The organism is Dickeya sp. CFBP 2040 (genome assembly GCF_012273755.1).
Lineage (GTDB): Bacteria > Pseudomonadota > Gammaproteobacteria > Enterobacterales > Enterobacteriaceae > Dickeya > Dickeya poaceiphila.
In genome coordinates this window covers 51,057-63,657 of record NZ_JAAVXH010000014.1, presented here as the reverse complement: position 1 = coordinate 63,657, position 12,601 = coordinate 51,057, and the positions used below count along the sequence as shown (strand labels likewise).

General features: G+C 51.0%; 12 protein-coding genes. All 12 read right to left on the bottom strand.

Annotated elements, in window-relative coordinates; genetic code table 11:
• Positions 1-3: 3 nt before the first annotated feature.
• The 12 genes from lpxA to tsf all read right to left on the bottom strand — a co-directional run bounded on the left by lpxA (position 4) and on the right by tsf (position 12,568).
• Positions 4-792, bottom strand: a complete 789-nt coding sequence (lpxA, locus tag Dpoa2040_RS01930; protein ID WP_042869162.1) for an acyl-ACP--UDP-N-acetylglucosamine O-acyltransferase — start codon at positions 790-792, stop codon at positions 4-6.
• Between the two features lie 3 nt (positions 793-795).
• Positions 796-1,251 carry a 3-hydroxyacyl-ACP dehydratase FabZ gene (gene fabZ / locus Dpoa2040_RS01925; protein ID WP_042869160.1) on the bottom strand — a complete coding sequence of 152 codons (456 nt, stop codon included), beginning with the start codon at positions 1,249-1,251 and terminating at the stop codon, positions 796-798.
• Positions 1,252-1,399: 148 nt separating this feature from the next.
• Complete coding sequence (gene lpxD / locus Dpoa2040_RS01920) at positions 1,400-2,422, bottom strand: UDP-3-O-(3-hydroxymyristoyl)glucosamine N-acyltransferase (protein WP_168640090.1); 1,023 nt, start codon at positions 2,420-2,422, stop codon at positions 1,400-1,402.
• A 3-nt stretch (positions 2,423-2,425) separates the two neighbouring features.
• Positions 2,426-2,923, bottom strand: a complete 498-nt coding sequence (gene skp, locus Dpoa2040_RS01915; protein ID WP_042869156.1) for a molecular chaperone Skp — start codon at positions 2,921-2,923, stop codon at positions 2,426-2,428.
• A gap of 140 nt (positions 2,924-3,063) precedes the next feature.
• On the bottom strand, positions 3,064-5,478 hold the full coding sequence (bamA, locus tag Dpoa2040_RS01910; RefSeq protein ID WP_168640089.1) for an outer membrane protein assembly factor BamA: 2,415 nt from the start codon (positions 5,476-5,478) through the stop codon (positions 3,064-3,066).
• A gap of 34 nt (positions 5,479-5,512) precedes the next feature.
• Positions 5,513-6,868, bottom strand: coding sequence for a sigma E protease regulator RseP (gene rseP / locus Dpoa2040_RS01905; RefSeq protein WP_168640088.1), 1,356 nt, complete (start codon positions 6,866-6,868; stop codon positions 5,513-5,515).
• A 22-nt stretch (positions 6,869-6,890) separates the two neighbouring features.
• Entirely contained in the window at positions 6,891-7,748 is an 858-nt protein-coding gene (gene cdsA, locus Dpoa2040_RS01900; RefSeq protein WP_168640087.1) for a phosphatidate cytidylyltransferase, read from the bottom strand.
• Positions 7,749-7,757: 9 nt separating this feature from the next.
• Complete coding sequence (gene ispU, locus Dpoa2040_RS01895; protein ID WP_042869151.1) at positions 7,758-8,519, bottom strand: (2E,6E)-farnesyl-diphosphate-specific ditrans,polycis-undecaprenyl-diphosphate synthase; 762 nt, start codon at positions 8,517-8,519, stop codon at positions 7,758-7,760.
• 182 nt (positions 8,520-8,701) lie between these two features.
• Positions 8,702-9,895, bottom strand: a complete 1,194-nt coding sequence (gene ispC, locus Dpoa2040_RS01890) for a 1-deoxy-D-xylulose-5-phosphate reductoisomerase (protein ID WP_042869149.1) — start codon at positions 9,893-9,895, stop codon at positions 8,702-8,704.
• A 209-nt stretch (positions 9,896-10,104) separates the two neighbouring features.
• Positions 10,105-10,662 carry a ribosome recycling factor gene (gene frr / locus Dpoa2040_RS01885; RefSeq protein ID WP_042873828.1) on the bottom strand — a complete coding sequence of 186 codons (558 nt, stop codon included), beginning with the start codon at positions 10,660-10,662 and terminating at the stop codon, positions 10,105-10,107.
• Between the two features lie 142 nt (positions 10,663-10,804).
• Positions 10,805-11,536, bottom strand: coding sequence for a UMP kinase (pyrH, locus tag Dpoa2040_RS01880; RefSeq protein WP_042869147.1), 732 nt, complete (start codon positions 11,534-11,536; stop codon positions 10,805-10,807).
• A 174-nt stretch (positions 11,537-11,710) separates the two neighbouring features.
• Complete coding sequence (gene tsf / locus Dpoa2040_RS01875; protein WP_042869146.1) at positions 11,711-12,568, bottom strand: translation elongation factor Ts; 858 nt, start codon at positions 12,566-12,568, stop codon at positions 11,711-11,713.
• Between the last annotated feature and the right edge of the window lie 33 nt (positions 12,569-12,601).

The window sequence follows — 12,601 nt, the reverse complement described above, 5'->3', positions numbered from 1 at the left end:
GACTCAGCGAATAATGCCGCGCGTCGAGCGGGTAAAGAAATCAAGATAGGCCTGTACTGCCGGGTGTTCCGCCGCCAGTACTTCAAGATCAGCTTTTACTTCATCCAGCGTTCTGCCGCTGCGATAGATAAGCTTATAAGCGTTGCGGATAGCGTGCAGAGTTTCTTTCTCAAACCCACGACGTTTCAGTCCTTCAATGTTGATACCGAACGGCGTGGCATGATTGCCTTGTGCTATCAGATACGGAGGGACATCCTGCGCCACACCAGAGCAACCGCCTACCATCACGTGTGCACCAATCACACAGAACTGGTGCACAGCTGTCATACCACCAATAATCGCAAAATCATCAACGGAAACATGACCGCCCAGAGTAGCGTTATTCGCCAGAATGCAGCGGTTGCCGACAACACAATCATGAGCAATGTGCGTATTGATCATCAGCAAGTTATCGTTACCGACTTTAGTCAACCCACCGCCCTGCACCGTACCTCGGTGAATGGTGACGCTTTCACGGATACGGTTGCGATCACCCACTTCAACGCGCGTCGGTTCACCAGCATATTTCAAGTCCTGGTTGACTTCGCCAATCGTGACAAACTGATAAATTTCGTTATCACGACCAATTTTGGTGATGCCGTTAACAACGACATGAGACTTAAGCACCGTACCGGCGCCAATCTCAACCTGCGAACCAATATGGCAAAACGGTCCAATATGCACACCGGCGCCAATAACTGCGCCATCCTCAACAATGGAACTGGGGTGAATAAAGGCGGTTTGATCAATCACTAATCAGCCCTCCCGACGACGAGCGCACATCATTTCCGCTTCACAAGCTACTTCACCATCAACTTTAGCAACGCCTTTGAAACGTGCAATACCACGGCGCTCTTTGATGAACTCAACTTCCAGAATCATCTGATCGCCAGGCGCTACAGGCCGCTTGAAACGCGCTTCATCCACAGCGGCGAAATAGTACAGTTCGCCCGGCTCCAGTTTTCCCAGGCTCTTGAACGCCAGAATACCGGTAGCCTGTGCCATGGCTTCCAGAATCAACACACCAGGGAAAATCGGCTTGCCAGGGAAGTGCCCCTGAAAGAACGGCTCGTTAAAAGAGACATTTTTTACCGCGCGCAGGAATTTTCCTTTCTCAAAATCCAGTACACGATCCACCAGCAAAAACGGATAGCGGTGCGGTAGTAGATCCAAAATCTCTTCGATATGCAGAGTATGCGTGTCTGTATTCAAAATACTCTTCCTGTCAATAAAAACGATAGCATTAACAACACGGCCTGCACATTCCCCAACAAGGAAGGAACACCTGCAGGCCGCAAATAAAAATTACGCACATAGGCGTCAGTCTTGCATCCGAAACAGCGGTTGCGAATACAGATGATTAACGGTCTTCGAGCTTACGCTCGACAGCTTTGAGCCGCTTACTCATCTCGTCAATATTCATCACCAGCGCAGCTGTTTTGCGCCAGACCTTGTTTGGTTGCAACGGGATACCAGAAGAATACACTCCTGGCTCAGTGATTGGCCGCATGACCATACCCATCCCTGTGACTGTGACCTTGTCGCAAATCTCCATGTGACCATTGATCACGCTGGCACCGCCAATCATGCAATACCGACCAACCTTGAGGCTGCCCGCCATGATTACCCCACCAGCAACTGCGGTATTGTCCCCAATCATAACGTTGTGTGCAATCTGACATTGGTTATCAATGATGACACCGTTACCAATAATGGTGTCATCCAGCGCACCACGATCAATAGTAGTGCTGGCGCCAATCTCAACACGATCACCGATGATGACCGTTCCCAACTGGGGAATTTTGATCCAATTGCCACGATCATTGGCGTACCCAAACCCATCCGAGCCGATTATAGCGCCGGACTGAATCAAGCACTGCTCACCCAACACAACATTATGGTAGATCGTGACGTTAGCCCACAGACGGGTACCTGACCCAATGCGGACATTCTTGCCAATAAAACAGCCGGCACCAATGACGACACCCTCACCCAACTCTGCGCCGGATTCGATAACCGCATTCGCGCCAACAGAAACCCCATCTCCTAAACGCGCATCTGGAGCAATCACCGCAGAGGGTGCGACTCCCTGTGCCGGTGCTGGCGTCGTATCCATCAACTGCGCCATACGCGCATAGGCCAAATAAGGATTCTTTACCACCAACGCCGCTGTATTGCAAAACGGCAAATCAGCTTCTGTCAATACCACGGCTGAAGCCAGAGTACTGTTCAATTGTTCGCGATAGCGGCTATCGGATAAAAACGTAATCTGTCCTGCCTGCGCTGAATGCATAGAAGCAACAGCGGTGATGACAATGTCGCCATCACCGTGTAATTGTGCATCCAACTGTTGAGCCAAGGCGTCCAGTCGAATTGAAAACATGAATTATTTAACCTGTTTCAGCACATCTGCAGTGATGTCTTTCGCGTTGTCAGCATAGGCAACCGCATTCGCATCGATAACTACGTCATAACCCTGCTTGGAGGCAACCGCTTTCACCGCGTCCTGAATACGGCTCAGGATTTTGTTACGCTCTTCCATCTGACGACGACGGTTGTCCTGATCGAACGCCTGAGCTTTGCTGGAGAACTGCTCACGCTGAGCCATAACATCGCTTTCCATCTTGGAGCGCTCGCTGGCTTTCATGGTAGAACCATCACGCTGCAGCTTCTGCATTTTTTCCTGCAAGGCACGCTCCATGGACTGCAGTTCAGAGGCACGGCCTTTGAACTCGTTTTCCAGTTGTTTGCTCACTGCTTCACGCTGCGGCAACTGTTGGAAGATGCTGGAAACATTGACGATTGCAATCTTGTCAGCAGCCTGAGCACCGGCAGAAACAGCCAGCGTTAAACCTAACCCTGCGGCATACAACCACTTTTTCACTTTAAAACTCCTCACCCTAAGTATTTCTACGCTGATTGCGCTTATCATAATCACGGTATCGGCAGTCAAGCTGTATGCTCAAATCACCACCAGATACCGGTACATCGTCTTGGTTCAACCCAAACACCAGATACTTCGGCTTACCAGGTTTTACCGATGTTAAACTGGAACTGCTCGGAGCGATCTCCCTCGTATTTCTTAAACGGCTGAGCATACGAGAATACCAACGGTCCCAGTGGTGACACCCATTGCACAGCAAGACCTGAAGACATGCGGATATTGCCAGGTTTGCTGTAGTCTGGCACACCCGCCGCCAGTGTCTGGGCAGTGTTTTCCCAGTGAGTATCCCATACTGTACCAGCATCGACGAAGAAAGAGGTACGTACAGAGCTGGCATACTTGTCACTGATAAACGGTGTCGGCACGATGAACTCCGCGCTGGCAACCGCCATCGCATTACCGCCTACCGCATCCGTCATTTTAGACGGGTCAATACTGCAAGACGACACACTTGATGTGCCACACCCAGTATAGTACGCCGCTTTCGGACCAATGGTATTGGAACGGAAGCCACGTACGGTGTTAGAGCCACCGGCAAAGAAGTTGTCATAGAACGGTACTTCTTTACCACCCAGCCCATCGCCATAACCAGCTTTAGTTCTCGCCATCAGCACCCAGTTGTGATTTTCGCTGATAGGGAAGTAACTCGTCGAATCGAAGGTCAGTTTATAGTATTCATTGTCCGACCCCGGCACCGTTACCTTGGTATTCAGGTTGATACGGCTACCCGCTGTCGGGAAGTAACCACGGTCAAGATTATTGTAAGTCCAGCCAGGCGTCAGGAAGAAATCATTGGCACTAAAGCTGGCGCTTGATGTCGTTGCATCCGGATCTACGCCGACTTTGTTCAGATAGCGCCACATCGCCACCTGTGGCTTCATATCCGACAACGAGTTATGCACGTAATCCAAACCAACGCGCAGCGAGTTGTTCTCATTGACAGGAAAGCCCAGCGTTGTACCCACACCATAACTCTGGTTGGTGTAATCAGCCAGGTCTGCATTTAATGCTTTAAAGTTATTGTAGAAAATTCGACCACCGAGACTTACGCCATCCACCGTAAAGTACGGGTCAGTCATCGACAGTTCGACATAGGTCTGATAATCGTTGCGGGTCCCGCTAATCCCGACCGAATTACCGGTTCCCAGCCAGTTATCTTGCTGAACGCCGGCCTGGAAGCTGACACCGCTTTCGGTACCAAAGCCGATACCGAAGTTCAGGCTACCGGTGTTACGTTCCTTGACCTTATACACTACGTCCACCTGATCCGGTGTTCCCGGCACGCGCTGGGTTTCCGTATCTACGCTTTCGAAATAGCCAAGGCGGTTCAGTCGTTCTTTACCCTGCTCTACCAGATCGTTGCCAAGCCAGCCGCCTTCCATCTGACGCATTTCACGACGCAGCACAGAATCCTTGGATACATCGTTTCCTTCAAAGCGGATGCGGCGTACCGTAAAGCGGTTGCCGGCATCCACATTAATATTTAACCGCACCGTTTTGTCGGTATCGTTGATTTCCGGTTGAGTCACCACGCGAGGATAGGCATAGCCATAGCGTCCCAGCAATTTTTTGATGTCCTCTTCCATCCGGGTTACTTTGGTGCCGTTATACAGCTCCCCTGGCTGGATGCGGGTTAAATCTTCAATTTCAGTGGCATGACCCACCAGGTTGCCACGTACCACCACCCCGGAGAGCTTATACTGATTGCCTTCAGTAACGTTGATGGTGATGTAAATACCTTTTTTGTCCGGTGTCAGGCTAACCTGAGTGGAATCAATGCTAAAACGTGCGTAGCCGCGGTCGAGATAAAAACTGCGCAGGGTTTCCAAGTCGCCAGACAGCTTCTGTTTCTCGTATTTGCGATCCCCGACCACGTTCCACCACGGCACTTCATCACGTAGCTGAAAACGAGAAATCAATTCATCCGAATTGAAGGATTTGTTGCCAACGATGTTGATCTGCTGGATTTTGGCGGATACCCCTTCAGTAAACACCAACTTGAGATCAACACGATTGCGGGGCAACGGCGTCACCACCGCCTTGACCGTGGCGCTGTATTTGCCCGCGCTGTAATAGAAATCTTCCAGCCCTTTCTCGATATTGGACAGGGTGGTGCGGTCCAACGCCTCGCCAACACGCACACCCGATGCTTCCAGATTCTCCTTGAGCATCTCTTCCTTCACCGCTTTGTTGCCGGAGAAGGTCAGGCTGGCAATGGTCGGGCGTTCTTTGACCTGAATCAGCAACGAGTTTCCATCACGCAGGACACGGACATCTTCGAAGTTCCCGGTTGCAAACAATGCCCGAATAGTGTTACCGATATCCTCGTCAGTGATGGTATCTCCCACTCGAACAGGCATACTGAGCAATGCCGCACCGACAGCAACCCGCTGCAGGCCCTCGAAATGAATATCTTTCACTACGAACCCGTCTGCACCGTATACGGTGGCGCTGCTAAACAGCAGCGACGCTATGAGCAACTTTTTCATCGCCATCGTTGTTATGCGTTTTTCCTAACCTAATCCACACCTAAAGGCGGGAGAAATCATTGAAAAGTGCAAGTCCCATTAACATCACCAGCAACACCGTGCCAATGCGATAACTCACGTCCTGCACACGCTCGGAAACCGGTCCACCCTTTAGCTTTTCGATAGCCAGAAAGAGCAGATGACCACCATCCAGTACCGGCAGAGGGAACAGATTGATAATCCCCAGATTGACGCTGATCAACGCCAAAAACATCAGGTAATACACCAATCCATAATCTGCTGACATGCCTGCTCCCTGCGCGATGGAGATAGGGCCGCTCAGGTTATTCAGCTTCACGTCACCGGTAATCAACTTACCCAGCATACTGACTGTCAGTTTCATCAGTTGCCAGGTTTTATTCCCAGCTTCATAGACGGCACTGAACGGCCCATACTGGCGTACAGTTTTATATTCATCAGGCAACGGAGTGACTTTCGGCACCACGCCGGCAAACCCTTCCAGCCGCCCTTCAGCCACCGTTTTGCCATCAGGCGTCAGAGTTACGGGCTGTATATTCCCTCCTCTTTCCACCTCCAGCGCAATCGGCTTACCTGGGTTATCACGCACGGCAATGACAAACTGCTGCCAGCGAGCCAACAACTGACCATCGACTTTAACGATCCTATCGCCGACTTGCAAACCCGCTTTTTCAGCCGCAGAACGAGGCTGGACCTGAGTCAATACCGCTTCAACCTGCGGGCCTTTAGGTACAATCCCCAGCGAAATCGCTGGATCTTGCTTTTCCGGATCGAAATGCCAACGTTGCAGTTCAAGTCGCTTGCTTTCGGTTTTCTCTGCCCCTAACGGAGCGGTTTCAATCACCACGTCAGGTTCGCCAATCCTGCCAATCAGGGCCAGACGCGCGCTATCCCAGTCAGGCGTTTCGATGCCATCAATCGACTTTAGTTCCATTCCCGGCGAAATTTGAGCCTGAGCAGCAATCGAACCGGGCAAAATCTCGCCAACCACAGGGCGTACCCCAGGTACACCAATGATGAACACCAGCCAGTAGGCAATGACAGCGAATACGAAATTAGCAATCGGCCCGGCACTAATAATCGCAGCACGTTGCCAGACTGTTTTATGATTGAATGCCTGATGCTGAAGCTCTGTAGGCACATCATCAACGCGGCCATCAAGCATTTTCACATAACCGCCTAGTGGGATCAGTGCGATGACATACTCGGTACCCTGCCGATCATGACGACGCCACACTGACTTACCAAAGCCGATGGAAAAACGCTCGACACGAACACCACAACGGCGGGCAACCCAGAAATGCCCAAATTCATGCACGGTAATAAGCACACCAAGTGCGACGACAAATGCAGCCAGGTTCCAGAGAATATTCAGCATAAACCGACTCTACGTTGTACTCCTAAACAGCTTTGAACAGCAGCAGCATCAGGCAGGCAAATACCGGTATAGCAGCAGTCAGACTGTCAATACGATCCAGTACCCCACCATGCCCCGGAATAAGGTGACTGCTGTCCTTGATGCCCGCTTCACGCTTGAACATGCTTTCGGTCAGATCGCCCAATACTGAAGCCAACGTAGCTACAACAGAGCAAACCAGCAGGGCAACGGTTGAAACAGACAACGGTGCATAGTGACTAAACAGTAACGCAATCATTGCTGATGTTGCCAGCCCGCCGATAGCGCCCTCCCAGGTTTTTCCTGGCGATACCTTCGGCGCCAGCTTACGCCGTCCAAACAGCTTGCCAAACAGGTAGGCACCACTATCCGCTCCCCACACCAGCACCATGACATACAGTAACCACCAAGCACCACTGAAAGGATTGTTTTCATAATCGAGCTGTCGAAGCGACACCATGCCCCAAAAAAAAGGCACAATAGTTAACAGGCCAAAGCATAGACGCAGTACCTGGGAATGGCGCCAGATTGCAGCAGACGACGGATAGAACAACACCATCAACAACGCTACTCCCCACCAGAACAGAGAGAGCCATAGAGACAGGCAAACCGGTATAAACGCAACAGAGTAGTGATAGTCAGGCAGAGTCAGCATCATCGCCGCCAACAGAAAACCGCAGGCGACGGCAAGCCAGATCCGTTGTGTGTAAGAAACCATACCAGCCAGTTGGCCCCATTCCCAAGCTGCCAGCATACAGACCACCAGCGTCACCAGAGAAAACCCCAACGGCGGCAGAAAAAAAAGCGCCGCAATAACTAAAGGAATCAGAATCAGCGCAGTAATCAGGCGATACTTCAGCAAAAATACCCCCTACGATGCATCTGCATCGTCAGGCGTGGTTCCCCCAAAGCGACGCTCACGTTGAGCAAAGGCATGAATAGCACCTTCAAAGGTTTGTTCGTCAAAATCCGGCCAGAGAACATCGGTAAAATAAAGTTCTGCATACGCAATCTGCCACAGCAGGAAATTACTAATGCGATGTTCTCCACTCGTTCTTATTAGCAAATCAACCGGGGCCAGATCGTTCAGGCTCATGTAACGACTCAAAGTCGATTCATCAATAGTATCAGGACGCAGTAATCCTTCCTGAACCTGTTCGGCGATTTTCCTGACCCCGTGGATAATATCCCAACGTCCGCCATAATTCGCGGCAATATTCAGAGTAAGGCCCGTATTATTTTCTGTCATCGCTTCGGAGCGTTGAATCAGTCCCTGTAATCGGCTACTGAATCGGCTAATATCACCGATAACTCTCAAACGGACATTGTGCTTGTGCAGGTTTTTGACTTCGTTATTCAATACGCGCACAAACAGTTCCATCAGCGCAGAGACTTCCTGTGCCGGACGGTTCCAGTTTTCACTACTGAATGCGTATAGCGTCAAGGCTTCAAGGTTCTTGTCGACCGCGTAACTAATCGCCCGGCGCACTGACTTCACTCCTGCCTGATGACCGAAGATCCGCAGCTTTCCCCTCTGCTTAGCCCAGCGGCCATTACCATCCATAATTATCGCTACATGGCGTGGGCCGTTAGCTAACGACTGCTGACTACCGTGTTGATTTTCTGAGGGCATAGCGTGTATTGATTTCCTCGAGCAAGAAAAGGATTATTCCAGTCACAGCCGAACCTGACAGCATAAAAAAAGCTGTGCACACACAACTTTTCATCACTGTGGCTTTTATTAATAACCATCAGCATCAAGCGGCGCAGACTATACCATTTCAGGCGCATGTGAACAAACACACCAGCGTAAGGTTACTGATAACGCCGCAGCATATTTTCCGCGGCTTGTCTTGCCCAGGTATCGATAGACAATACATCATCAACGCTTTGCGGCTCAGGTAATGTCAACTGTTCCATCACGCTCTGATTGACTACGGCGATATCGGTAAAACGGATACCGGATTGTAAAAATGCCGCAACCGCAATTTCATTTGCCGCATTGAGCGCCGTTGTGGCGGCTTGTCCCTGATTACATGCATCCATAGCCAGACGCAGACAAGGATACCGCTGGAAATCCGGCGCAGAAAAGGTCAACGCCCCTAACTGGCAAAAATCAAGTGCCGGCGCACCGGAAAAGACACGCTCAGGGTAAGCCATTGCAAAGGCTATTGGGGTCCGCATATCGGGCGTACCCAATTGCGCCAAGACACTGCCATCCCGGTAACGCACCATGGAATGGATGACTGATTGAGGATGGATAACCACTTCCATCTGTGCTTCCGAGGCATTAAACAGCCAGCGCGCCTCGATATACTCCAGTCCCTTATTCATCATGGTGGCGGAATCCACCGAAATCTTTCGCCCCATTGACCAGTTTGGATGGGCACACGCCTGCTCAGGAGTGACACAATCCAACGCGGCAAACGGAATTTCACGAAATGGCCCACCCGAACCGGTCAGAACCACCCGCTCAACTCCGTATTGCGCTAAGGAAGCATATCCCAGTTGCCGCTGGATTGGCTCAGGTAAACTCTGAAAAATCGCACTATGTTCACTATCGACCGGCAACAACTGCGCCCCGTTTTTCGACACCTCTTCCATAAACAGACGGCCACAGGTCACCAACGATTCTTTATTGGCCAACAGAACTTGTTTGCCGGCACGAATCGCGGACAATGCCGGCAGCAAACCGGCTGCTCCAACAATCGCCGCCATCACTTGATCAACCTCATCCAACGCAGCCAGTTCGCAGGCAGCATGAGCGCCTGACAGCACGGTCGTCTGACTGCCGGCATCACGTAGACGGATGCGGAGTTCTCGTGCCGAATTCTCATCAGCCATGGAGGCGTACGCCGGACAGAACTCCAGGCACTGCTCTACCATCATGGAAACGTTGCGTCCAGCGACCAGTGCCATTATTGAAAACTTGTCTGGATTGGCTCTGACTACAGCAAGGGAGCTAACGCCAATAGAGCCGGTGGAGCCGAGGATTGTCAGTTGCTTCATGAATATGACCTGATAAAACGGGTTTGATTACAGGCGAGGTGCCAGTCTGTAACGTCAGCGTCGACCTGTCGATAAGGCTAGTATGAAAATGCGTGACGTTACGCAAAACATCCCACATCAAAAAGCTGAAGTGAAAAAAGCAAAACGCCGCGGATAAGGGCGGGACAAACCCAGCACACCTGCCAGCGGCGCTTCATCGAATTGACGAATCAGAAATCCATCAGCTCTTTTTCTTTCTCCGCCAGAGCGGCGTCAATTTTTTTGATAAAGCCGTCAGTCAACTTCTGGACGTCGTCCTGAGCACGGCGTTCTTCATCTTCACTGATAGTTTTATCTTTCAGTTGCGCTTTTAGCTTGTCATTCGCATCACGACGAACGTTACGCACAGCCACACGCCCCTGTTCTGCTTCACCACGTACCACCTTGATCAGGTCTTTACGGCGCTCTTCCGTCAACGGAGGCAGAGGAACACGGATAACCGTACCGGCAGACATCGGATTCAGCCCCAGATCAGATGCCATGATGGCTTTTTCCACCGCCGGTCCCATTGTCCGGTCAAATACAGTGACAGCCAGCGTACGCGAATCTTCCACCACGATATTGGCTAACTGGCGTAACGGGGTTGCGCTACCGTAATACTCCACATTAATACCGTCCAGAAGCGAGGGGGACGCACGACCGGTACGCACTTTGCTGATCTGATTCTTGAAAGCGTCTACGCATTTATCCATGCGTGTTTCAGCGTCTTTTCTGATTTCATTAATCACGTTGTGAACCCTTGAAAACTGGTTGCCAGTCAGGTCACGCTCGCCTTGCATGACCCAGCGAATCATCGATTACCAGCAGCAAGCTGGCGATATATGGCGCAATCTTGTGTCACCAAAACAAGATATTACCTTAAATTAGGCGTCAGCTGTTATTACTGATCAACGTGCCTTCTTTTTCACCCATAACAACACGACGCAGCGCCCCTGGCTTGTTCATATTAAATACACGAATCGGCAGGTTATGGTCGCGTGCCAGCGTAAAGGCAGCCAGATCCATGACTTTGAGTTCGCGCTCAAGCACTTCATGATAAGTCAGCGATTCGTAGAGCGTTGCATTGGGATCTTTGACCGGATCAGCAGAGAATACCCCATCGACTTTGGTCGCTTTCAGCACTACATCTGCTTCGATTTCAATCCCGCGCAGGCAGGCAGCAGAGTCGGTGGTAAAGAAAGGGTTGCCGGTGCCTGCCGAGAAAATCACAACGCGGTTGTTACGCAACAGGCTGATGGCTTCAGCCCAGCTGTAGTTGTCACACACGCCATTAAGCGGAATGGCCGACATCAGACGGGCGTTAACATAAGCACGATGCAGCGAATCACGCATCGCCAGACCGTTCATCACGGTTGCCAACATCCCCATATGGTCACCCACCACACGGTTCATGCCTGCTTTAGCCAAACCAGCACCGCGGAACAGGTTGCCGCCGCCAATAACCACACCGACCTGAATACCCAGTTCAACCAACTCTTTTATTTCCTGGGCCATACGATCAAGGATACTCGCATCGATACCGAAACCTTCAGCTCCCTGAAGTGCTTCGCCACTCAGCTTCAGCAGAATACGTTGATATACGGGTTTTGCGTTGGTTGCCATGGTGTTCTTGTCCTAACAGGCTGTCATCGTACTGGGGGTTATTACTGCCACACCCGGCGCACCGCAGACGGTGTTGCCAGATGCCATGAAATTGCTTGTATCACGAATTACGGATATCGCGAATAGTTTGGCCGGATAATAAAGGAACCGCCAAGTGGCGGTTCCTTTTTTTTATTAAGACTGCTTGCTCATTGCTGCGACTTCAGCAGCAAAGTCAACTTCAGCTTTCTCAATACCTTCACCCACTTCATAGCGAATGAAGCTGCTGACGGAAGCATTGTGCTCTTTCAGCAGTTGACCAACGGTTTTGTTCGGGTCCATCACAAAATTCTGGCCGGTGAGAGAGATCTCGCCAGTGAATTTGCGCATACGGCCTTCAACCATTTTCTCTGCGATTTCGCGCGGCTTGCCAGATTGCATGGCAATGTCCAACTGGATCTGATGCTCACGAGCAACCACGTCAGCCGGTACGTCTTCGGCATTGACATATTCCGGTTTGCTGGCAGCAATGTGCATAGCGATGTGCTTGATCAGCTCTTCATCAGCGCCGCTAGCAGATACCATCACACCAATACGGGCACCGTGCATATAGGAACCCAGTGCATCGCCAGTCAGCACAGCGATGCGACGAATATTGATGTTTTCACCGATTTTCGCTACCAGCGCGGTACGCTGCTCTTCGAATTTCGCTTTCAAAACTTCAACATCGGTGATGCGCTCGTTCAGCGCCGCGTTAGCAACTTCTTCGCCAAATGCTTTGAAGCCAGCGTCTTTTGCTACGAAGTCGGTTTCGCAGTTCAGTTCAACGATGACGCCGTATTTGCCATCGGCAGCAATTTTGGTCAGGATCACGCCTTCAGCGGCAACGCGACCTGCTTTTTTCGCAGCTTTAGCCTGGCCAGATTTACGCATGTTGTCGATTGCCAGCTCGATGTCGCCGTTAGCTTCAACCAGAGCTTTTTTACATTCCATCATGCCTGCGCCGGTACGTTCGCGCAGTTCTTTTACCAGGGCAGCGGTAATTTCAGCCATTATCTTTTCCTCGGTTATCTCGTGGCAGAGATA